Here is a 23227-nt window from a genome sequence, read left to right as displayed (position 1 = left end):
AAGCTACGGAATGGATCTAATAACCAAGGAGGTACATATCAATATGTCTCAACCATTGCCGCCAAAAACCTGTAGTATCGACCGTCTGGTCACCGTTCAAGAAGATATCGATAAAGTGCTCCGCGGAGAAAAAACGGCCACCCGCCGCAACGGACGTTATGCCGATCCGGGCGAAATCATGGAGTTGAACGGCCACCGTTTTGAAGTGACGAACGTTTATCAGCAATCTCTCGGAGAGCTGACCGACGAGCATGCAAAGACGGAAGGATACGAGTCGGTCGAGGCCTACAAAAATTATATTTTGTCCATGCATGCGGGCATGCCGTGGCTTCCGCACATGAAAGTGTGGGTCCACGAATTCCGCGCCGTGTAATACGGCAAAACAGTGTAGCCTCGGTACTTGCCGCGGGCTCCCCGGCCAAGCCGGGTCCGCTTGCTGCAGGTGCCTTTGCTACACTGTTTCTTTTTCTTTACGATTTTCAGCTACCGTTGTGGAGGTTGTTGACCATGTATTCCTGGCTTGTATTCATTCATGCCGTCAGTGCCATGGTATCGATCGGACCGTTCTTCGTGCTGATACCGATGCTTCGCAGGTTAAAAACCGCCGATGGCGATCTGCTGCACTCCTACCTCGATTCCTTCCGCTTCGTCGTTCGTTTATCCAAGCATGCCGGACACGTGCTCGTCGCTTCCGGGCTGCTTCTGATGTGGCTTGGCAGCTGGCCATGGACGACCCCGTGGATTTTCGGCACCTTCGTCGTCCTGTTCGCGTCGCTGTTGTTCATGGCCCGTGCGTTCTCTCCAACGATCCGCAAGCTGCGCGAACCGGAACACGACCGTCAGGCGCTTCTCCGCAAGCTTAGCCGGTCGCTTTATTTATATTTGTTCGTCCTGTTCGTCATGCTGTGGCTCATGATCATGAAGCCGATGATATGGTAATACCTTGCAGAAGCTAGTCCGGAATCAGCTTTGGAAATCGACGCAAATGCTGGTTCCGTCAAGCACCTGCTTCATATGCGCCTTCACTTCTTCATGCACCGGGTGTGTATCGTACATTTTCAAATCTTCGAGGGAATCGAATTTCGTAATAAGCGCGATATCGTAGGAACGCTCCAAGTGAAGCACGTCCATACCGACTTCCAGATGGCGAAGCACTGGGATTTTCCCTTCCATGTTCACCAGAACGTCATACGTGCGCTTGACCGCTTCCGGGCTGCGGTCTTTTAATTTGAACAATACGATATGAGTAAGCATCGATTCCAGTCCCCTTTTTCAAAATCGAATTCGTCGGAGGTTTTGTCCTTACCTGCCTGCTTTGGCCGCGGACCATTCCTCAACATTCCATACCTTCGTTACCCAATCCTCGTAAAAATCGGGCTCGTGGCATACAAGTACGATCGTCCCTTTATATTCCTTCAGCGCGCGCTTCAGTTCGTCCTTGGCCGCTACATCCAAGTGGTTCGTCGGCTCGTCAAACGCAATCCAGTTGCTCTCGTGCATCAACAGCTTGCACAGCCGAACCTTCGCCTGCTCGCCCCCGCTCAAGCTGCTCAGCGGCCGGGTGATGTGCTCGTTTTTAAGCCCGCACCGGGCTAGCGCAGCCCGAACTTCATGCTGATTCATATGTGAGAATTCATTCCACACATCGTCGATCGGCGTCAAATTCGGCGCTTTCACTTCCTGCTCGAAGTAAGAAGGGTACAGAAAGTCGCCCAAAAACGTCGATCCGCCAAACGGCTGGATCTTGCCCAAAATCGTCTTCAACAGCGTCGACTTCCCGACCCCGTTACATCCCACGACAGCGATTTTATCGCCGCGTTCAATCGTGACATTCATTTTAGGTAACAGCGCATGGGAATAGCCGATTTCCAGGTCTTTACCCTCGAATACAATGCGTCCGCTTGCCCGGGATTCCTTGAACACGAAGGTCGGTTTTACCGCCTCCTCGGGGCGGTCGATCCGCTCGATTCGGTCAAGCTGCTTTTGGCGGCTTTTTGCCCGGCCTGACGTTGAATAACGTGCTTTATTGCGCTGAATGAAATCTTCCTGCTTCTTGATAAACTCCTGCTGCTTCTCATAAGCATCGATATGCTGTTGTTTATTGATATCTGCCATCTGCAGAAATTTTTCGTAGTTAGCGGTGTAACGCGTCAGCTTGGCAAACTCCAGATGATAAATGACGTTTACAACCTTGTTCATAAACTCGGTATCATGGGATATCAGCATGAAGGCGTACGGATAGTTTTGCAAGTAATCCGTCAGCCAGTCGATATGCTCGACGTCCAAATAGTTGGTCGGCTCGTCGAGCAGAAGCACCGTCGGCTGTTCCAACAGCAGCTTGGCCAGCAGTACCTTCGTCCGCTGTCCCCCGCTAAGCTGAGCCACGTCGCGGTCCAATCCGATCGCATCAAGCCCCAATCCGTTCGCCATCTCCTCGACCTTCACGTCAAGCAGATAAAAACCGCTATTTTCCAACCGGTCCTGAATCTCGCCCATTTGCTCAAGCAGCAGCTCCAATTGGTCCGGATCGGCGTCGGCCATCTGTTCGGTGATCCCATTGAGTTCCTGTTCCAGTTCGAATAAAGGCAGAAAAGCGTCCTTAAGCACTTCGCGGACCGTTTTCCCTGGTGTCAGCTTCGTATGTTGGTCCAAATAGCCATAATTTACTTTGGGGGTCCATTCGACCTTCCCCGAATCCTTCAATAAATTGCCCGTCAAAATATTCATCAGCGTCGATTTGCCGACGCCATTGGCACCTACTAATCCAACATGCTCTCCCGGAAGCAGGCGAAACGAAACATTTTTAAACAATACCCTGCCACCAAAGCTGTGGCTTAATTCTTCCACCGTCAACAAGCTCATGTAATTTCGGAATCTCCTGTCTATGAAAATAATTCGCGCTCGACAATTCATTATAACATCAGTAGGCGCAAGTTATCCAGATGATAGACTTGACAGAAGCTTGCGGCCGCAGCGATAAAGTCGGCGGAGCCATAGTCCGCAGTGTAATCGCAGCCGTTCTTTCGCGTTCTTTCTCCCCGTCACAGGCTTGAGCAACACAACGCTGATATTGTCGTCGGATTTTCGCTGCAACGCTTTTGTTAACAGCAAGTCGCACATTTCCTGCAGGTCGCTGCCCTTACTGTTCGCCGTACGCAGCAGCGCGGCAATCGATCTGGGCAGAAACCGATCGTGAAAACCGTCGCTGCTCAACAAAAATAATGTGCCCGGGGCATAATATCCCGAGCGAATGTAGACGTCAGGCAGTTCTCCCATGCCGAGCGAATGCAGCAGCACATTGCGCTTGGGATGACTTCGCGCGCGCCGTACGGACATTCGCCCGCGGCGGACTTGGGCGGATACCCATGTATGATCGCGGGTCAGCCGCTTGCATCGGCTTGCCGGCGTTAACCAGTAAATCCGGCAATCCCCGACATGTGCTATGAAGTAGACGGCATCCGTTAATAGCAAGAGCGTCAATGTCGTGCCGAGACGGCCGCCGCTGCCCCGCCCTATTTCGACCAACTCCCGGTGAACGGCAAGAAACCATGCTTCCGCCTCGCGTTCCAATCTTTTCAGACTGTCTCCTGTGGAAAGCAAATCGGGGGCCTTGGCGTCAAGCCACTCCTTCAACCGACGAATGGCCAATTCGCTGGCTTGCGCGCCGTCCTCCGAGCCGCCCATCCCGTCGGCGAGCGCGGCAGCGGCATACGGAATGCCTTTCACTGTCTGTCCCACTCGCAGCAGCGAGCGGTCTTCATTAATTGTACGGAACCATCCCGTATGCGTGGCGGATCCATATTGAAAATGGACGGCAATCGTCGGTTTCACGCGTCAGAACCCCATTTTAAACGTAAATTCGGTCGATACGATCTTAACTATATCACCTTCCTTCAATCGATGCACCCGGTAAGGCACCAAAGATTCGCCATTGACAGTTGTTCCGTTCCGCGATCCTAAATCTTTGACGGCATAGCCTTCGTCATCCTTTACAAATTCGGCATGCAAGCGGGACACGCCCGCTTCCTCGTGCACCCAATCCGCACCCGCTCCGGCGCGTCCGATGACGAAGCTGTTTTTATGGAGCTGTATTTGCTCCCTGACGCCATTGCGATAAACCTCCAAACATGCGCATGAACCATCCGAGGGCCGCGGCGCTTTGCCTAAAAAGACCGTTGCGTCCTGCGGAGCAAGCAGCGTTGTTCGCATCGCGAGATCCGAGGATTGGGGCTGTATCTCATGAGGCTGCGTCTCTCCATGCGACAATTGGCTGTATCCAGTTGCCGGAGAAAAAATCGGGTCCGGCTCCCTGGAACGTCCTGCGTCCGGCGTAACCGGATCTCCCGGAGCGGCAAAACTAATCGGCGATGGCGACGCCAAACCGACACGGCTCATAAAGCTTGCCTGATCCCCGCGACCCGGCTCAGGCAATTTTTCGTTGTTGGACTCAAAGGACAAACCCGGCGCACCCTGTTTCGGCTCCACGGATGAAGTCTTTGCCATTCTGAGAAACAATAACAATGCTCCCGCCGTGAAGATCAGCGTCAAACCAATGCACATCCAAAGCATTGTGTCGCTTGGATCGTCAAAATACATTTTCCAAACGAAGCACCATGCGAGAACGGTAAGTAAAATAACGAACAATTGCTTCTTACGAGATTCAGGCCTTGCTTTGGCTGCTGCTTCGGTCTTGGACATTCCGGGCTCTGACGAATGATGTGGCGGGGACGATACAGGTATCTGTCCGCCAACTGGCTCATATACCGAATACTCGTTGCGCACCGCTCCCAGGGGATCATTAAACGGCTGCTCCTCACTATGAAATAACGCAGGCTCCGGATGAACGGAAGCTCCGAAAACACGCTGTGACGGAGCCGTCATCCCCGCCACTTCCGGTCCTGCGGGTGATACATGCTGCAAAAGACCGATTTGCTTCAAGAGCAAATGTTTAAGCTCAGGCAAATTGAATGCTTCCTCCTGCAAATAACGCATCAGTTCTTGAAATCCGCTTCCCTGGAGTTCGGTTACCCGTTGAATCAAACGCGACGCCAGATGTTGGAGATCTGAAGAAACCGGTCCCTTTCCCTCTAAATGTTCCTTAGGGATATAAGTTAAATACAAATCTTGAAAACCGGCCCCGCAATAAATGTATTCCTCCTTTAGAACATACCTGCCGGGCTGGAGCATGTATACCTTGCTGTCGTCAAGCACTTCGACAATATGCAGCAGCAGCGCATAATATTGGGCGAGCGAAAGCATCTCCATTCGCAGCCAGTGGCTGAGCATTCGTTTGCCGGTAATGGCATAATACAAGCATACATCACCGTTCCTCGCCTCTACCTGAATTTCGAGCAGCCGCGGAATCCGGTTAGCCGACAGCATATTGACTTGAAAGCTCGAGAGGTCTTGCTGCTTTATCCCGGTCGGTGAAGAAAGTACCATAAAATGACCGTTCCGGTTGTCGAAATCGACTTTCAGGCCGTATAGCTGCTGGTCCAACGTCATTCTCCTTTCCTTTTAGTTTTTATTCATCACATTAAATGCCGAATGATTCCCATTGAATGATCGTAATCATGACGCCCGGCAGCACTGCCCACATGAATGGAAAACGGAGCCTGCCGTCGGATGCAGGATCGGACTTTAATATAGACAGCTTGCGGAACGCGGCGAGCTGAATAAGCAAAAATCCCGCATGGGTCAGCCGTTGAACGCCGTCGCTGCGCCATAACAGCACAAGCAGCGCGATCAGGCCCGCGCATATGAGTGAGGCTGCCATGGCGTAGAGAGAGAACACCGCCCCGGTAAAGGCTCCCAGCGCAGCAAACAGCTTGACGTCTCCAGCACCCACTGCACGAAGCACGTATAACGCGAGCATCGGAGCAAAGCCGCAGGCCAGTCCTGCAGCGGAAAACGCCAGCCCGTTCCAACCGGTCGAAGCCAAATGGAAAATCAATCCGGAGATTGCTCCCGTCACGGTGAGCCAATTCGGAATTTTTTGTTTCGTGATATCCGTAACGAACGCAACGGCCAACATGACCGCAGCAAACCAAATACCGGGCATGCTTATCCCCCTATCCATGCGCGCTCCTGCGCTTTTTTTCGAAGTATGACGGTTTTCTTAAAAAAAGGGACTGCGAACGTGTACTCATACTGGGCTTCGATAGCAACATAAGCCTTCTCCCGATCATCAAAGTTTGGAAAATGAAGAGAGGTGACTTTGAATTTACTTCGATCAAGTTTTCCCATATCGGCAAACGATGCAATCATTGGCGTCGCTGCTTCCGCAACCCTCTGCTCCACCTTTTTCTTCGCTTCGTCCTTTGCCGAACCTCCAAGCGCTTCCAACTGTTCTCTTCGTTCTTTTTCCCAAGCGACAAAACGAACCATAGGCTCAGGAATCCATTTACCATAATCCTCCACGAATTGTTCGGAATCGATGACCGTCTGTCTCGCCGTCTCCAGTTGGGTGACCACGTTACCTAACCAAACGCTGGCTTGGCTGTTCTGCCATCGCGCTTGCCCCTGTCGGTACAACAGCTCGACCGGATACATGTTAGCAGCAATGACTTTAGCCGATTCCGAGACGGCAGACTGCAGTGCCATCTCGGCCAAAGATACGCGAATAAACGCAATCAGCAGCAGAAGAAATGCCAGAAAAAAGGGCATCACGAGCGCCGCCTCAAGAGTGATGCTTCCTCTCTGCTCTTTCGTCCATCGCAAAATACTGGCCTCCTAATATGTAAAGTCTGCCGTTTTGGTCATTCGGCAGCGGTTACCGCTTACCTCGCAGCCGGAGAACCCGCTTTTACCCACCAGCTTCATGATTACAGGTAAAAACCAAAGCCGATATGAGGTTGTAGCTCCACCGGAAACATACGTAGTCATTTCATAAAGCTTCTGTTTTGTGTTTAACTCGATCAGCGCCTGCATCCGGGACAACAGAACCGACTCACGACTATGAAGCAGCAAAAATAACCTCAAATAATCTTTATATCCTAATGTAATTACCCCGCTCAATTTCTGTGACAGTGGCACCTGTTCGCCCTGAACGAGTTTCATCATGTCTGCTTGTGCCCGAATTGCGCCTTCCGTCACCGCGGCCACCAAGACGAGAAGCGGCGAACCGGCGGCGAGCACTTCGTTGCGCGGCTCAAGCAGCGCCTCGGTCGTTCCGATTGCCAGCCGTACGGCGAACATCTCCGCGTACGCCGACGAATAATTGCCGCTGCATGTAGTTGAACCGTAAATTAAATATTCAACTTCCTGATTGGTTAATTCATGGCCTGCGGGATTGGATAGCTCCTTGGAGGTTTTGGGCCTGCCGGAAGCATCTTTTTCCAAGCCAAGTGTCCGGTAACTGAATTTGCTGACTGCGAATTCATCGATATAAAACTCGTCCCGCACATCCGTCAACACCCCTTCCAGTGCTGAAACCAGCTTCAAAGAGCTGGACCCTGCCTGATCCGCTGTTTTCAAATTAACATTCGATACAGGTGAAATTGCCCCAACAGCTTGGTTCATTTCCAAATACGTCTGATAAAAGCCTTTGCTGCCAGCCGTCTTCGGATCGCCCTGAAGCTTGCGATAGCTCTCCTCATACGGGTCGGCATTCGATACAAGAGAGCAGCTGCCGATCGTTCGCCGAAACTCGTCCAGAATCGGCTGCGCCTTGGCCCTTTGCTCCCGTTTAGCCGCTGCCGTCGCTTTGTTTTTGCTCTGACGTTCGGTTTGGACCTTATTCTGTTTGGCGTACCATTCATCCACTTTCGTTTTGAATCCATTCAACGCTGCTGTAGTCGTAGAGTATTTTTGTTTTGTAAACATAAGGTTATCTTCAAGCTGAACCCGTACGCTGGAAAACTGGGCTGCCGCCGTTCCTACTCCCGCTTCCCACTGTTCCAGTTCCTGGCGGTCGATTAAATGCACAAAGTTGAAGACGTCCTCAGCCTTTAGCTGCTGACCCGAACCTTTTGGCTGCCGTACTTTACTGATTTCCGTATTCAAGTCATCATTTGCTTTTTTAGCCAGCTTCATCGCTTCCAAGAATGCATCCTTATGTTTGGAGAGCGCCGCATCATCGAGCGCTGCCTCGCCTTTCAACAATCCGAGCAGAGCGGCGTATTTGGTAAAATCGTCCAACAGCTGTTGGAACTCTGCTACCTTCTGCGCCGCTTCCGCCGCTTGACGCTGCAATTCGTTTTTCGTCTGATTCAGCTCCCGGATCGAATCGGCGGCACCTATGCCGCCTTGGATCAAAGACATGATCGAACCGTCGATTTGCTTGATTTGATCGTTTAACGTCTTCAGGGTAGCTTGCGCCGACTGCAGCGAAGCCTGGATATTTTCCAGCGTATGGATGCCGATTTTCTCACTTAGTGTGTTCAAATCGCGAAGCTGCGTATCGTAATGCGGATGCAACACTTCAGATTTTTGACGTATCGCTTGAAAGACGTCCCAAGCTTCATCCAATCTACGATCGCGTTCCTCCAGGAGCTCTTCTACTTTAACCGCATTTTCGGCGAATTTCGAAGCCTGACTCAATTGGGCATCGAGGCCTGTTTTTTTGAACTTGTCGGTTAGTTCAAGTGCGTAAATCATCGGAGCCCGGTATTTCATTTCCTCCAAAATTTGCTGCTTGAAGATCGTATGACTGGACAGAGCGTAGATCGGTGTTATCTTTGTCGAATCCTCTTCCAATCGTTGATCGATAAAACGGAATTGACCAGGCTCCGCAGCGCCGGACAAATTGCCGGCTACCGTTTGCTTGAAAATCCCGTCCCCCTTGCTTCCGGTCAGATCCGTACCAAACAACCCGTAGGCTGCCAGCTCCGGAGAAAAAGCGGAAAGTGTCGAGCGAACCCCGGATTTTACGGCATTCTCGGCTTCCTTATCCGCGGTCTTCCACCTCGCGACATCGATCAGCAGCCCGCACAACAGAAACAAAGGAACAAGAATGATGATCAAATAGATCGATACGGCACCGCTTTGCTCCTTCCATAGCTTCAACAACCTCCTCAAAAATTCACCTCCGGATTCCCCCACCCATTACTCATGAAGCACGACAACAATTCCTTTTTGTTCCAGCTCGCGTTTCAACCCTTGAGTCAGCTTCATTTTATCGTTCTTCGACACCTTAAAAAAATGCCATACCACGCCTTTAATTTGAGTGCCCTGCCTTAGCAACTCCACGTCTTTTGCCATCTGCTCTCGCAAATTTTTTTCATTAAAGGTGTAATAGGCCTGGTGCGCCACACCGGAAGCGTCCAAGGCATCGACAACCCGGATGGTTTCAGGGGTCAAATTAAATTTCTTGCTTATCCCGCCAACCAAGCCACGTAAATGCTCGGCAGCTTCAATTTCCGAGGTGATTTTTACCGGTTCTTTGACTGAGGTCTTCGGGTCGACCATCGTTTTCAGCGCATCCTTCGGCTTGATTCGTCCTTGAATTTCACCAATAAAAGTTCGGGTCAGATCCGTCAACCGGATCGTTTCGATCGGGTCAATGACGTAAGATTTGGACGAAGTCTCCACATCAGCCTCTTTGCCCCAAAATTTCTGTGCAAAGGAAGGAAAGTGAAACTTTTTTTCCAAGGCGACGCGAACATAGCGCAGAAATCCATGATTCGTATAATCGATCTCTCCACGCAGCTGCCCCGGCAGACTGCCAGCGGCTCGGGACAGTTTGCCTACAGGGCCGCTTTGACCGGCTGCGTGGCCGGATACCGGAAGCTGAACGGAAGCCGGAGAGATAGGGAGCAAAAAGCTGAATATATTCATCAAATGGTCGGTCGTCAGCCGCCAGTACAAACCATCCGTTTGCCCCAACCCAACCGATCCGGTGACCGGATCTTTTCTGCTGTTATCCCAAATGTAAGCCGTCCGATCCGCCGTCAATGCCGCCGTGTAATGAACGGAAGCTTGCTGATAGGCAAAGAGCGATAAGAAAATAAGCAGCAAAGTCGCGATTAAAATGACAGGAAGCGTCAGGGACGCCTCAATCGTAAATTGACCGGAATGACCGGCAAAAAATCGGCGGATCGTTATAACGAACAACCGTTTGTGGATAAATCTCATCAGCACTGTCATGTCATCATGCCAAGGTCAGGGCGTGCCTAACTTGCTATCGTCGATATTTACATTTTTGGAATCCTTTATTTCTTTACTGGCATCGTTAAACAAGCTTTCCATCCACTTCGTGATCCACTTTCGGAAAGCAATCGCAATAATGAGCAGCACCGCAATGATTAACAAAATCTCAAGCGTACCAAGTCCGTCTTCTTCTTTCCAAAACCGCTGCCACGCCGTTTTCAAAGCTTCCATTTCTTTTTCCTCCTCTATTGTCGCAAGACTATATCTGTTGCACGATTAGTTCATCATCATTAAAGCAGGGGCTGCTACCATAACCATGACGACGAAAAATATCATGACCATCGGAAATACCAGCTTGGACGCCGCCTCTTCACCAAGCGTTTTGGCAAGCGCCTTGCGCTTCTCCCACAGGTTGACGGACAATTCCCTCAAGGCCATTACCAGTTCGTCACCACCCCGCTTGTAATTCAACAGCAGCGTTGTCGTAAACAGCGAAACCTCCTGCATTGCGCACCGCTTGCTGAAGTCCTCCATCGCTTTGGAAAAGGACACGTTCACCTTAAGGGCGTGAGCGGTTTCTTTCAATTCGGCCATTAACGGACTGCCGATAGTCTCTTTTCCATTCGCAATCCGTACCAGGGCCTGCGGTACCGTTTCGCCTGCGCCAACCAGCAGCATCAACTGGTTCAATATTTCCGGAAGCTCAATTAAAATGGACTGTTTCTTCCGTTTAAGCTCCCCGGCTGCTTGTTTGTACATCAGAAACGGAACAAAGATGATCAATGGCAGACTATAAAGCAGCATCTCGGCTTCTCCGGCAGCCAAACCGGCCATGGTACTCAAAATAATCAGGCCGTAAGCAATAATAAGCGTCTTGGCTGCAAACCATTTCGTTTCCGTGATCGCCGGTTTCGCTCCATATAGTCCTATCATGACGCGATGCACCTTGCCGAGCGGCTCGGATAGTCGATCGGCTAGCTTCGCCCGGTCCATAAACCATAAGCCTGCCGGGGCGAGCCAATAGAACACATCTGACCGAGAAAGACCTCGCTCGTCGCGGACCCATGGAGCATACTTTGGAAATCCTGCCCAAGCCGCACCGGCAACGGCGAACAGCTCCAGCAGCAATAGCGCGAGCATCCACAAATCGCTTCACACCTTTATATTCATAATTTTTTGCGCCAAGGCAAAGCAGCCGAACAATACCCCGAGCGCACCGGTCATGATAAACAGGCCTCCACCTTCATACAGCGGTTCCATATAATCCGGCGTCGTCCAAGCGAGTGCTGCAATGAGAATGACGGGGGCAACCGTGAGCACTTTGGATTCGAATTTCTTTTGGGCCAATGCCACCTGGATGTCCTGTTCGATATCCAATTTTTCTTGGATAATGACTGCCGTTCGCCGAACCACCTGAATCAGACTGCCGCCCGTCCGCTTGCATATAACGAACACGTCCGCAAACTGGCCGATCTCTTCGATGTGAGCCCGACGGCTGAAGTCGAGCAGGCATGCCTCGACGGTTTCTCCGTTTTGCAGCCGCCAGATGATGAGCTCAAGCTCTCGTACAATCATCGCTCCTGTATCGGGATACAGCATCCGTAAATCGTCAAGCGCTTCGTTAAAAGACGATTCGATCGAGCGGCCCGCCCCCATGGAAGAGGCCAGCGAAGCAAGCATTTGTTTAAACTGCTGTTTAAGCTGTGCCTTCCTTTTAGCAATGATGGCCTTGCGCCGCATGCCGGGATAATAAAACCCGGTTAAGGCAAAAACCCCGGCAATCAACGGATTTTTATAAAACACCATAGCAATCCCCGCCATAATGGCTGCACCGTAAAAGGTAGCAGCGGCCTTTTGTCCCCACGTCAGGTGGTATTCGTTATAGTCCGGAAGCTTTGCTTTGGAAGCCGCAGGTGCCGACTTCGTGCCGAAAGAAAACCCCGTAAAGGCGCGCAAAAGGCCGAAAGCCGATTTGCTCATGTTTGATATCCTCCCCCTTTCCTGCCATCGTTTTGTTAGATCAAGCCTGCCATCTCGAGCTTCCAAGTCCCTTCTAGGGCATTCCCGGTAGACTCAAGCTGCCCGATTACTTTGCCTTCCGCCGTTTCGCCCGTCTCCACGAACCGGAAAAGCGGATTAAGCTTCACCTCCCCTTCGTTGACCCCGATAACTTCGGTAATTTCCGTCACCCGTCTGGAACGGTCGCGAAGACGGGTCAAGTGGATCATTATGTCGATCGCCGATGCGATTTGTTTGCGCACGACTTCAACCGGCAGGCTGGCCCCGCTTAATACCATCGTCTCTAAACGACTCAGCATATCCTGAACCGAATTGGCATGGCCGGTCGATAACGCTCCATCATGACCGGTATTCATCGCCTGCAGCATATCCAAGACTTCCGCGCCCCGGACCTCTCCGACAATGATGCGATTCGGCCGCATCCGCAGCGATGAGCGGATCAAATCTCGAATCGTAATCCCGCCCTTTCCTTCCGTATTGGCATTGCGAGTTTCGAGGCTGACGAGGTTTGGCACGCCGCGAATTTGCAGCTCGGCCGAATCTTCGATCGTGATGACACGTTCGTCCGGCGGAATATATTGTCCCAGAGCATTGAGAAATGTCGTTTTCCCCGAGCCTGTCCCCCCTCCGATAAATAAATTGTATTTTGCCTTGACGAAGCGGATAAGCTGCTCCGCCGCTTCGCGCGTAAGGGCCTGACGTGCAATCAGATCGTCCAACGTCATCGGGTGTTCCGGAAATTTCCGGATCGTCATCGCCGGGCCTTTCAACGCAATCGGCGGCAGGACGACATTGACGCGGGAGCCGTCCGCAAGCCGTGCGTCGACGATCGGAGTCGACTCGTTCACAATCCGGTTGACCCGGCCGACGATCGCTTGAATCGTATCTTCCAGCTTCTCCCTGCTTTCAAATCGGATCTCCGTCTCCAGCACGCGGCCGTCTTTTTCAACGAAGATCTGGTCATGGGAATTGATCATAATTTCAGTAATCGTCCGATCGTCGACGAGCGGCTGGAGTACGTCCAAACCGCGGAACGAGTGAAACACCTCTTGAACCAACGTCTGCTTTTGCCCCGCGGTCAAAAATGATTCTCTGGAGTAAGCAAACACGATTTGCTCAATCTGCTCCATCAACTGCTCGTCCGACAAGGCGTTTCCATAATCCAAGCTGTCCTGTACGCGCTGTTTAATCAGTTGCTTTACGGCGACGTCCTTCATCTGTACCGCGATCCTTCCCCGTCGGCTCGAACCAAACCGGCAGCGGCCAAGGCAAAGGCTGACGACATCATGTCCTCCACTCGCCCAACACCTTTCCATTCGGGGACGTAAGGCAACTCACTGCGATGCGCAAATCCGTACGTTTCGAATCGGTTCACCGTCTGTCCGGCATTTTTGTTATGTACGAACCGCACCCGATGCAGCCAGTCTGTCGTTCGCTCCCCGGCAGTCCAGCTTCTTAAGAGCTCGGCGTTTTTGCTCAAATGTACGCAGTTGTCCAGCAGCAGCCATAAAACGAGGTCAGCCCCTTGAATCGCCTCCCTTGTCACAGCATGCAGCGCCGAGTCCAAATCGATGACGATACGGTCGTACATCCCTGTGGCTTCGATCCCTTGTAAAATGTGCTTCAGATCGGACGCCTCCATCTCCGCCAACTCTTTCAGGTGCATCGACGGAGGAACGTAGTCGAACTTGCAGTCGGGATGTTTCCTTTTGAGCCCTTCCAGCTTGGAAGAAATAAGCGCTGGGGCCGTCTTGGCATAGTATAAAAGCTGGGAAAACGACTCCATTTCCTCCGCTCCTGCCTGGACATACCAAGCACGGGATGGGAGCAGCTCTAATCCCAAACAGAAGACACGTTCCCCCTGCTGGGCAAGCTGGTACGCCAAATGAACCGCCGTTACTGTTTTGCCCGCTCCGCCGACGCCCGCATAAACGGCGACCGTCTTTGCTCCCCGGTTTCCCCGCAGCGGCTCGCCTGCGCAAAATTCGTTGTAATGCGCGGTAATGCCCGATAACAGCCTGTCCAGCGGCTGGTATTTGAACATAACCGGATATTCGAGCAGTCCGCCCTCTCTCGCCGAATCGCTGATCACAACCGTACATCCCGGTTTTAGCCCGAATACGGCGTCAGGCAGCGGCGTAAGCGATTCGTGAACCATAATAATCAGCGATTCTTTGTTTTGTTCTACAAACCGGACTCCTTCGTCTATCGACGTAAACACGCGTATACTGAACCGCTCCGCATATTCGGACGAACGGACGTAGGCGGACAGCATCTCGCCAAAATACACATCTTCGTCCAACAGTACCAGCATAATTTTAGCCACCCGCGGCACCCCCTCCATCGTATTTGCGCCCCAAGCTTATTCCTGCGGTATCTCCTTTTACCTCGATACTTCTTCCCTGTGCTTCATTGATCACACGCTCTCAAATTCCCCCCTTAGAAACACAAAAAAGCACACACTGACAGGAAAACCATTCCTAAGTCAGCGGTGCTTCCGCTTTTGTAAATATGCAATTAACCGTATTATAGCATAAAAAATGGGAAGCGCAAGAGTCCGGGGCAAAAATTAAATTTCCGCCTGCCATCTAACTAAACTTCCGCATCGCGCCGTTGTATGGCCGTCTAACAAAATTCTGGCCTAGTTGCCGCCAATACCCAGACGACCTTCGGCTTGTCATAGCGGTCCATAGTTTGCTCCTGTAAAAACGAGACATGCCATTCCTGAAACAGTTGTTCCAACTGCGGACTATCGAAAAAACGCTTGCGCTTCCCGTCCAGCTCGTAATAATTCGGCTCGATCGGCATTCCTTGTCCTGCGCCGTATTCGAAGTCCCTCGTCGAATTGACCCGGCACCAAAGCTGCCCGCCCGGCCGAAGCACCCGGGAAATGTCTGCGACGATTCGCTTCGTATCGCTCCATGAGAAGTAATGGAGACTTAAATCGGCCACCACAGCCCGCGCCGAACCGTCCGGGAACGGCAGCGGCTGAAGCAAATCAAGCCGCTCCGTTTTAACCTGTGGCACAAGCTCTTGTACCAGCGCCAGCGCTTCATCCGAACGGTCGCAAGCGATGACGGAGTAACCTTTTTCCGTTAAATACAGCGTATCGTTCCCGGCGCCGCAACCGAGATCCAATATGGGACCGGTCCCGGACGAATCAAGGCCTCCGATGAACGGCTCAAGCCACATATCGTACTTGACCTGCTCCGGTCTGAGCTTGGAAAACAACTCGTTCCAAAAAATCGCATCGGACATTCGCAACACTCCTTTCGGCTCGCATTGCCAGAAAAGCCGGTCACACTTGCTTCATCAAAAACAGCGTCAGCTCCTCGCGGTTGTGAAAAAGCTGCTTCGCTTGCTGAAGCTCCAGCTCCGGAGCCAGATCGCTCACCACTTCGCGAATCGTTTGAAACGCCTTCTTGTGCATCAGCTTCACCGTGATAACAGCCGTTCCGCCCGGCTGCAGTGCGCCTAACAGCCCCCGGACAAGCTTGGCCATTTGCCGGTGGCTCCAGCTCATGTCGCAAACGAGCAGGTCGAATGCATTTGCCGCAAACGAAACCTCATCCGCCTTTTTCTGAAAATACGTAAGCTGCGGATGACGCAGCAACGTCGCATCCAGCTTGGCCGGGTCAACCGCAGTTACCCGTAGTCCGCGCTCCAGCAGCAGCGACGTCCATCCTCCCGGCGCCGCGCCGATATCGAGAGCCGACCGGTACTGGGACAAATCCAAGCCGAAGGCCTGCTCTGCCTCCAACAGCTTGAACTTGGCTCGCGACACTTGTCCCTCCTCCTTGCGGAAACGGATGGCTCCGCCGGACCAATCGGACAAATTGTCCTGCGGGCGGGACAAGCCGAAATACAGCTTAGTTTCCGTAAAATACAGAGAAAGGATCAGGTCCGCATCGCGCGATACCGGAGTTGCCTCGAAAACTGTTGCCAGCATCTCTTCAACGGAAGAGCGCACAGTCGGCAAGGATAAGTTCGCTAAGGCTTCCCCTTCCGCTTTTCTGGCTTGTACCGCTACGTTCATCTGCTTCAGCGATGCTCCTGCATCGACCAGCATCTCATGAATATGGTGAATCGCATGATCGAAAGTACCGTCCCACGATTGCGCCAGATCGACCGGCTGCATATGCCTCAGAAATACGGGCTCCTGTGCCAGGATGCGGCCAATCGTATCGCTGCGCTCAAATTCGGATGTAAAGACAAACACTTCGCCCGGAACCAGCCATTCGAATTTAACAGACTGATCCAACAGACGCCGGAGCTCTTCTTGCGCCTGCTGGGCAAATCCCCGGTTGGACGTGCCGATAAATGTCGAGTCGTTCATCACAGCACCTTAATCCAAGGCCGGTCTCCGGACCATTCGATCCGAATCGGCACTTGATACGCCTTTGCCAGATTTTCCTCGGTCAACACGTCCCGCTTCGCGCCGGAAGCAATAATTCGCCCCTGCTCGATCAGCACCACGTGCGTGAAAAGCGGAACGATCTCTTCGATGTGATGCGTGACATAAATGACCGTCATTTGCTGGCCGCCGAGCACGTTGATATTTTCCAGCAGCCGCTCGCGCTCATATAAGTCGAGGCCCGAACATGGCTCATCCATAATGAGAATAGACGGATTTGTCATCAGAGCACGCGCCAGCATCACTTTCTTCCGCTCGCCTTGCGACAGCGTACCAAGAGGCTGATTGGCCAAATGGGCAAGCTTCACCTTGTCCAGCATGGCGATCGCCTTCTCGCGGACGGACTGCGGAATTTCTTCATAAAAACGCAAGTAACCGAATTCGCCCGTGGCAATCACTTCCCACACCGGGTCCCCGGCATTTAATTTCTCATACAGCGATTGGCTGATATAACCGATCTGCTTGCGGACTTCGCGGACGTCGCATTGTCCGTATGTATTGCCGAGCACTTGCACTTTGCCCCGGGTCGGGAACTCGTAGCCGTTCATCAGCTCCAGAACCGTCGTTTTGCCCGAACCGTTCCGGCCGAGCACGACCCAATGCTCCCCTTGACGAATATCGATATGGACCCCGGACAAAATATGCCGGTCTTCGCGAATAAAATGAATATCTTGCAAGGATAAGACCATCGTCATGTTGAACCACAACCTATTCTTTTACAGTTTCAGAAATTTCCATAAGCAGCGCGGGAGGCATCGGACCGTTCGTCAGCCGGACGTGCTCCGGCTTGCTCGCGTACAGCAATTGAAACATCTGCTGACGGCCCGCATCGCTCGACGTATGCAAATAAATGCGCTGCGGAAATAAACCGGCGCTTGCCATCGCCCGGACCAACTCCAGTCCGTTGGGCTGTCCCCAGCCCAAGTCGTAGTCGAGCGAAAGCACGTCCACTTCGCACTCCTGCAGCAGCAGCAAGCATTCGTCCGCGGTACGGGCAGGTACGAAGCCTTTGGGACAAGCGCGATAATCGTCCAAATAAACGTGAATCACCCTTCGCTCAGCTCCTTGACGTATCGAATTTCCGAAGCGTGCGTGCTCCCTCGCAGGACAGGCGTTTCCAGCACCGCCGGAAGGTCGGGCATCGACTTGAGCACAGTCGAGCGCAGCAGCGAAGCGAACCTGGCTTCCCCGATTTCGCCCCGGCCGATCATGGCATGCCGATCTTTATGCGCGCCTCGCGGATACACGGAATCGTTCAGATGAATCGCCCGGAGGTGCTGCAAATAACCGGTCGCCGCCGCATGCCGCTCCAGCTCCGGCCATCCGTCTTTGGAGGAGGGCCACAAGCCCGAGGCAAAAGCATGACACGTGTCGAGGCAAAAGCCGACAAGTCCCGGAAAAGCGCAAAGATTCCGCACTTGCACGAGCTCCTCAAGCGTCGTCCCCATGGAGGTCCCTTCGCCCGCCTGATTCTCGATCAGCAGCAGCGAACGGCCCGTATAGCCGGCAAGCGCTTCATTCATACATTGTATAATATTTTTATAGCCTTGTAACGGGTCTTCCCCTTTATATTTGCCAAAATGGACCACGACACCGACCGAACCGCACGCGTCAGCAATCTCAAGATCGTTGCGAAGCGAGGCGATCGTCGCCTGGCGCAGCTCGCCCGGACCTACAGCAAGATTCGTCGGATAAGGAGTGTGAGCGATGCTGAGCAGGCCGTGCTCGCGGCAAAACCGGGCGCACTGCTCGGCGTCCTGGCGGTTGAACGACTTTACGGTCAGGCTTCGCGGATTTTTGGGGAAATATTGAAACGACTGGGCTCCAAGCTTTACCGCCGTCTTTGCCGCTTCCGCATAACCGCCCCGAATACTGATATGACAGCCGAAACGCATGGTCAACGCCCCCTCACCCCTGACAGACAGGACAGCAAAACGATTTCTTGGACGAAACGTCGCGTCTGGCAATCGGGCTACCGCAGCGCAAGCACGGTTCTCCTTCGCGGTCGTAAACCCGGCAGCGGCTGTCGAAGCCGCCCGTAAGCGCATCGCCGACGAATAGCGGCATTTCCATGTACCCGCCGCCCTGCGTCGCTTCCGTCAGCACTTCCCGCATGGAGCGGTATAACCGGTGAACCTCTTCATCAGACAGCCCGCTCGGACGCCGGGACGGCAGGAGACCCGCATGATAGCAGATTTCATCGCTATAACAGTTGCCGATTCCCGCAAAGACGCTTTGATCGACAAGGTTGCTTTTAAGCGTACCCGCTTTGGCGCACAGACGTTCGGCGAAACGGTCAGGTGTAAGCCCCGGATCGAACGGTTCGGGACCGAGCTTGTTCATCAGCTCATCAACTTCCCCCGGATCATGGAGATGCAAATAACCGAGCCGCAGCCCGATAAAAAACAAATGACGATCTCCAAAGCCGATCCGCACTTGAACGGACCGGTCCGGCTTTTCCTCTGTCTTGCCGTAAAACATCATGCCTCCGAGCATTAAATGAAGCACCAGTACGTTGCCTGTCGTTAAGCAAAACAGCAGATGCTTCGCTCTCCTGTCAATGCGGGAAACGGCCTGACCGATCAGCTCCTGCGTCCATCGCTCAGGCGTCACGTTAATCGATTTTTCTCTGGTTACTTCGGTATCCGTCACAGTCCGGCCTATGATTCGCTCGCTTAGCAGCTTTCGGTAATTTTCCATTTCGGGCAGCTCAGGCATCGTCATTGCTCCTTTCGGATCATGATCTTACCATGTATTTCCACCCCGAAGCGAAATTATACTTACAGCGGCATAGAAAGCTGCTCCGCCGCAGACAGGTCGGATTTTCTTTTTCTTGTTGATTGAGGAACGCGGGATACGGCAGACGCTGCCCCCTGCACCGGAGCTGATGCCCGAGCTTGGCCGGCTGACCCGCTGGATAGCTTTGTCCGTGTCCGGGCGCTTGACTTAGTCAGCAGTAGCGAATCGGACATTTCGTGCTCAATAGCATCAGTAACACGCGTCGCTTTCCGCCGCAGCCGTTCGATTCGCTTGCGCAGGCTGACGACTTCGGCATCCTCCTCCCGCTCCTCTTTTCCCTTCGCACGGTTGCCGCTAAGTGCGGACGATTTGCGCTCTCCGCTCCGCTTCAAGGCATCTCGCCGCCAGAGATGGTCAAGCGCTTCCTGAGCATAGGCTAGAGCGCGCTCCCACTGTTTTTCCTTATGTTCATAGTACATGGACAGCTCGATATACGGCTCCAGCGAAGCTGTCGCACGGCCGCCCTTCAGGGCGATATACCGGCTCCAAAGCGAGCAGGCTTGCGTATAGCGTCCCCGTCGCTTGCAAAATTGCGCAAGCGGCAGCAGGCAAGGTTCTTCGGAAGCAAGCTCGTCCGCAACAAGAAGCTCTTCGGTCAGCGCGTTCATTACCGTGTCAGCCATGCCGCTTCGACCGATTTTATCGAGCCACAGGCCGAGCCGAAAGCACTCCTCTAAACCGAACAACCTCGCGTGGGACCAATCATAGGAACCGTTCAGCAAGCAGCCAAAAAGAACGGCCAAGCCCGCCAGCGACAGCACGTCCAGCTCATTATGCACGAACACACCTTCCAAAACAGAAGGGTCGCGCTGGGCCAAATATTGAAAATAGAGCGTCGGCGCAAGCGAGCCTGGCACGTCTTCTTCGCGCTGGACGCCAAGCCGTTCCTCCTCTACTTTGCCTAGTCGGCAGGAGGGCAGCGTGTGCTTCCATAAGCTGCGAGACGGATGCAAAAAATCGATGTGCCCCACGGGCTCGGCGGCCAGCTCCATCCGGTTCATGATATAGCGGTTTTTGACAATCGGCCAATCGAACGATTTGCCGTTATAAGAAATTAACACCGGATGCGCAGCAAGCTTTTGCTCGAGATAGGCCAGCATCGCCGACTCTTCGCCGGGATGCCGGATTAGCATCTGCTCGATATGATATTGATTGCCTTGGTAAAATCCGACTCCGACCATGAACGGCACGTTGCCTGCCCCATGCCCCAGCCCTGTCGTCTCGGTATCCAGAAAAAGCAGCCGTTCATGGAACGGAGCAGCCGATCGGTTCGACACAGCACTGCCTGCCGCCGGCTCCAGCAACGCGAACAGCTCCTCGGCGCAGGAGGATAAACGGCCAAGCTCATACATCCCGTGACGAAACCCCGATTCATACGTGCGGCGGCGGATAACGAAATCGCCCCACTCCGTTTGCTCCATGGCCGCGCCTACAACCGACCATTCGTCAAGCTCCGCCGCGGACTCCGTATTACTCTCGCCGTGAGCCGCCCGGTCCTCTTCGGCCGACCCGGGTGGCTCCTCTCCCACGAGAATTTTGACTTCTTCCTCGCGTTCCTGCGTGCCCGCTATCGACTTTTTGTGCCGCAGCAGTCTTTCCTTAAGCGAGCTCATCGCGAGGCCTCCAACTGCTTCAGCAGCCCAAGCGACAGCTGCTTCCCGGTCAGCCCGACCTCTTCAATCGGTCCGACACAGGCCGGGCAGCCGCTTAAGCAGCCGCACGACGAAATCAGGCGCTGCGCTTCGGCCAGCAGCTCCCCATGCACTTCGTACAGCCGCTCGCTAAGCCCTACGCCGCCAGGGTATCGGTCGTAGAAAAAGATCGTAGGCTGCTTGTTATGCACCGCTTTCACCTGCGGAACGACGCGGATATCATGCGGATCGCACATCAAGTAAAGCGGCGCGATGTGCACAAGCACGTTCGCCAGCCCCAGCAGCGCAAACTGCATATCGTTCACTGTCATGCCTGCGGCAATCTCGTCGTCGAACGTGAACCAATAAGAGCTCGTGTGCAGCTCCTCCTCCGGCAGATGAATCGGTCCTGATCCGATATTCTCATGCGTCCGCAGCTTGATTTTTTTGAAAATCGTCGCCTTCGCGTTCACGGTCACTTCGCCGAACTGCCGCTTGAGCCCCCGGTCAATTGCCTCCCGGTGCACGTGCAGAACCTTCAATTGGACGGCCAAACTCGCGTCCGTGAAATAATCGACGTCGACCTCGCGTATGTAAGCCTTCTTCTCCTCATAATCGAGCTTCTCCACTTGATACTGTACGCCCTCGTGGATGTAGATCGCTTCCTCGTGAATCAGGGTCGGGGCGCTGAACCGGTCCACCTCGCCGATGACCCGGGCGCCGTTCGTCATATCGATGATGATGAAATTTTCCTGCGCGGCCGATCGCAAACTGATGTCGTGCGCGGGAAACGACTGCTCCATCCAGTGCCACCTGTTTTTGACCCGATGCAATATTCGTTCCTCCGTCAAAAACTCCAATATATCATGCAGCGACTCGCCGCCGAATTGTTCGTTCTCTTCAAACGGCAGCTCGTAGGCGGCGCATTTGACATGATCGACTAAGATAATGAGGTTGTCCGGCTCGATTAACGCCCGCTCCGGCGGACGCTCGAAAAAAAATCTGGGGTTCTGGATCATGTATTGATCCAGCGGATTGCTGCTCGCGACGAGGAACGTGACGGAGCTTTCCTGACGCCTCCCGGCGCGGCCCGACTGCTGCCACGTGCTTGCGATCGTGCCGGGGTAGCCGTTCAGCACGCACGCCTGCAGCTGTCCGATGTCGATCCCGAGCTCCAGCGCGTTTGTGCTGACGACGCCGCGGATGTCTCCGCTGCGCAGCCCCCGCTCGATTTCGCGCCGCAGCTTGGGCAGATACCCTCCGCGGTAACCGCGGATCGATTTCGTGCCCAACTCGTGGGCGACCAGCTCCTGCAAATACGTAAGCAAAATTTCGACCCGCACACGGCTCCGTGCAAAAACGATCGTTTGAATGCCCTGGCGCAGCAGCATCGCAGCGATTTTCCTCGTCTCCAGCACGCTGCTTTTGCGGATACCAAGCTGTTGGTTGACGACGGGAGGATTGTAGAAGACAAAATGTTTTTCTCCCGCAGGCGCGCCGTTGTCATTGACAAGGGATACGCTTTCCCCGATCAGCCGCTCCGTGTGCTCCCTCGGATTGTCGATCGTCGCCGAAGCGCAAATAAACTGCGGATTCGAGCCGTAAAACCGGCAAATCCGCTTAAGCCGCCGGATTACGTTCGCCACATGGCTGCCGAACACGCCGCGGTAAGAGTGAACCTCGTCAATGACAATGAACTTTATGTTTTCAAACAGCTTCACCCACTTCGTATGATGCGGCAAAATCGCGGAGTGCAGCATATCCGGGTTCGTCACGACGATGTGCCCGGCATTGCGAATCGCTTGGCGTACGGTCGGCGGCGTATCCCCGTCGTACGTATGGGTTTTGATATCGGCGCCCATGATATTCGCCAGCTCTTGAAGCTCGGCCACCTGGTCTTGTGCGAGCGCTTTGGTCGGAAACAAATAAAGCGCACGCGCGCTCTCGTCTTTCAATATGCCCTCCAGCACCGGCAGGTTATAGCACAGCGTTTTGCCCGAGGCGGTCGGGGTCACGGTCACGACGTGCCGCCCCGCGCTTACTTCGCGGAACGATTGGGCTTGATGCGTATATAATTGTCCGATGCCCCGGGCGAGCAATGCTTCCCGCAGCCCGGAGTGCAAGCCTTCCGGGAATGACTCGTACCGCCCTTCCCGCGGCGGAATCGTATGCCAGTAAGTCACCTGAGACATTAGCTCGGACGACGAACGGATCAAATCGATCATTTCTTCGATGGAAGAAACCTTGCCAGTCAAACGGTTCATAAATGCAGCTC

General features: G+C 53.5%; 23 protein-coding genes. 2 read left to right on the top strand and 21 right to left on the bottom strand.

The window, feature by feature from the left end; translation table 11 throughout:
* The first annotated feature begins 43 nt into the window (after window positions 1-43).
* Both KQX66_RS24010 and KQX66_RS24005 read left to right on the top strand, forming a co-directional pair.
* Complete coding sequence (locus tag KQX66_RS24010; RefSeq protein WP_010494096.1) at window positions 44-373, top strand: ASCH domain-containing protein; 330 nt, start codon at window positions 44-46, stop codon at window positions 371-373.
* 134 nt (window positions 374-507) lie between these two features.
* Window positions 508-939: a DUF2269 family protein gene (locus KQX66_RS24005; protein ID WP_216795335.1), complete on the top strand. Its 432-nt coding sequence runs from the start codon at window positions 508-510 to the stop codon at window positions 937-939.
* Window positions 940-963: 24 nt separating this feature from the next.
* Here KQX66_RS24005 and KQX66_RS24000 read toward each other — a convergent pair whose 3' ends face one another.
* The 21 genes from KQX66_RS24000 to KQX66_RS23900 form a co-directional block, all read right to left on the bottom strand.
* Window positions 964-1254, bottom strand: coding sequence for a Dabb family protein (locus KQX66_RS24000; protein WP_216795333.1), 291 nt, complete (start codon window positions 1252-1254; stop codon window positions 964-966).
* A gap of 48 nt (window positions 1255-1302) precedes the next feature.
* Window positions 1303-2862: an ABC-F family ATP-binding cassette domain-containing protein gene (locus KQX66_RS23995; RefSeq protein ID WP_216795329.1), complete on the bottom strand. Its 1560-nt coding sequence runs from the start codon at window positions 2860-2862 to the stop codon at window positions 1303-1305.
* Window positions 2863-2934: 72 nt separating this feature from the next.
* The gene (locus KQX66_RS23990; RefSeq protein ID WP_216795327.1) at window positions 2935-3831 is read right to left on the bottom strand and encodes a PP2C family protein-serine/threonine phosphatase; all 897 of its coding nucleotides are present in this window, start codon (window positions 3829-3831) and stop codon (window positions 2935-2937) included.
* Between the two features lie 3 nt (window positions 3832-3834).
* Window positions 3835-5499: a DUF6382 domain-containing protein gene (locus tag KQX66_RS23985; RefSeq protein ID WP_253957398.1), complete on the bottom strand. Its 1665-nt coding sequence runs from the start codon at window positions 5497-5499 to the stop codon at window positions 3835-3837.
* 37 nt (window positions 5500-5536) lie between these two features.
* The gene (locus KQX66_RS23980) at window positions 5537-6061 is read right to left on the bottom strand and encodes an A24 family peptidase (RefSeq protein ID WP_216795324.1); all 525 of its coding nucleotides are present in this window, start codon (window positions 6059-6061) and stop codon (window positions 5537-5539) included.
* Between the two features lie 2 nt (window positions 6062-6063).
* Window positions 6064-6720, bottom strand: a complete 657-nt coding sequence (locus KQX66_RS23975; RefSeq protein WP_253957397.1) for a TadE/TadG family type IV pilus assembly protein — start codon at window positions 6718-6720, stop codon at window positions 6064-6066.
* Between the two features lie 12 nt (window positions 6721-6732).
* Entirely contained in the window at window positions 6733-9006 is a 2274-nt protein-coding gene (locus KQX66_RS23970; protein WP_253957396.1) for a hypothetical protein, read from the bottom strand.
* A gap of 39 nt (window positions 9007-9045) precedes the next feature.
* Window positions 9046-10086: a TadE/TadG family type IV pilus assembly protein gene (locus KQX66_RS23965; protein ID WP_253957395.1), complete on the bottom strand. Its 1041-nt coding sequence runs from the start codon at window positions 10084-10086 to the stop codon at window positions 9046-9048.
* Window positions 10087-10101: 15 nt separating this feature from the next.
* Window positions 10102-10320: a Flp1 family type IVb pilin gene (locus KQX66_RS23960; RefSeq protein ID WP_216795323.1), complete on the bottom strand. Its 219-nt coding sequence runs from the start codon at window positions 10318-10320 to the stop codon at window positions 10102-10104.
* A 45-nt stretch (window positions 10321-10365) separates the two neighbouring features.
* Window positions 10366-11229 carry a type II secretion system F family protein gene (locus KQX66_RS23955; protein ID WP_216795322.1) on the bottom strand — a complete coding sequence of 288 codons (864 nt, stop codon included), beginning with the start codon at window positions 11227-11229 and terminating at the stop codon, window positions 10366-10368.
* A gap of 12 nt (window positions 11230-11241) precedes the next feature.
* Window positions 11242-12069 carry a type II secretion system F family protein gene (locus KQX66_RS23950; RefSeq protein ID WP_216795320.1) on the bottom strand — a complete coding sequence of 276 codons (828 nt, stop codon included), beginning with the start codon at window positions 12067-12069 and terminating at the stop codon, window positions 11242-11244.
* Between the two features lie 35 nt (window positions 12070-12104).
* Window positions 12105-13325, bottom strand: a complete 1221-nt coding sequence (locus KQX66_RS23945) for a TadA family conjugal transfer-associated ATPase (RefSeq protein ID WP_216795318.1) — start codon at window positions 13323-13325, stop codon at window positions 12105-12107.
* The gene (locus tag KQX66_RS23940) at window positions 13322-14434 is read right to left on the bottom strand and encodes an AAA family ATPase (RefSeq protein ID WP_216795316.1); all 1113 of its coding nucleotides are present in this window, start codon (window positions 14432-14434) and stop codon (window positions 13322-13324) included. Before KQX66_RS23940 ends, KQX66_RS23945 begins: the two co-directional genes overlap by 4 nt.
* A gap of 299 nt (window positions 14435-14733) precedes the next feature.
* Complete coding sequence (locus KQX66_RS23935; protein WP_216795315.1) at window positions 14734-15366, bottom strand: class I SAM-dependent methyltransferase; 633 nt, start codon at window positions 15364-15366, stop codon at window positions 14734-14736.
* A 40-nt stretch (window positions 15367-15406) separates the two neighbouring features.
* Complete coding sequence (locus tag KQX66_RS23930; RefSeq protein ID WP_216795314.1) at window positions 15407-16444, bottom strand: SAM-dependent methyltransferase; 1038 nt, start codon at window positions 16442-16444, stop codon at window positions 15407-15409.
* A complete protein-coding gene (locus tag KQX66_RS23925; protein WP_216795313.1) occupies window positions 16444-17217 on the bottom strand; it encodes an ABC transporter ATP-binding protein in 774 nt (257 codons plus the stop codon). Before KQX66_RS23925 ends, KQX66_RS23930 begins: the two co-directional genes overlap by 1 nt.
* 13 nt (window positions 17218-17230) lie before the next feature.
* Window positions 17231-17572 (bottom strand): cyclic-phosphate processing receiver domain-containing protein, encoded by a 342-nt coding sequence (locus KQX66_RS23920; protein WP_216795311.1) that lies wholly within the window; start codon window positions 17570-17572, stop codon window positions 17231-17233.
* Window positions 17569-18417, bottom strand: coding sequence for a deoxyribonuclease IV (locus KQX66_RS23915; protein WP_216795309.1), 849 nt, complete (start codon window positions 18415-18417; stop codon window positions 17569-17571). The genes KQX66_RS23920 and KQX66_RS23915 overlap by 4 nt, the downstream gene beginning before the upstream one ends.
* A gap of 13 nt (window positions 18418-18430) precedes the next feature.
* Window positions 18431-19240 (bottom strand): Fpg/Nei family DNA glycosylase, encoded by an 810-nt coding sequence (locus KQX66_RS23910; RefSeq protein ID WP_216795307.1) that lies wholly within the window; start codon window positions 19238-19240, stop codon window positions 18431-18433.
* A 62-nt stretch (window positions 19241-19302) separates the two neighbouring features.
* Window positions 19303-20934: a ribonuclease H-like domain-containing protein gene (locus KQX66_RS23905; RefSeq protein ID WP_216795306.1), complete on the bottom strand. Its 1632-nt coding sequence runs from the start codon at window positions 20932-20934 to the stop codon at window positions 19303-19305.
* Window positions 20931-23216 carry a DEAD/DEAH box helicase gene (locus KQX66_RS23900; RefSeq protein ID WP_216795305.1) on the bottom strand — a complete coding sequence of 762 codons (2286 nt, stop codon included), beginning with the start codon at window positions 23214-23216 and terminating at the stop codon, window positions 20931-20933. The genes KQX66_RS23905 and KQX66_RS23900 overlap by 4 nt, the downstream gene beginning before the upstream one ends.
* Window positions 23217-23227: the final 11 nt, after the last annotated feature.

It is taken from the genome of Paenibacillus oleatilyticus (assembly GCF_018998565.1).
In the GTDB taxonomy this organism is placed as follows: Bacteria; Bacillota; Bacilli; order Paenibacillales; family NBRC-103111; genus Paenibacillus_G; species Paenibacillus_G oleatilyticus.
This window is presented reverse-complemented; position numbering and strand designations above follow the sequence as displayed.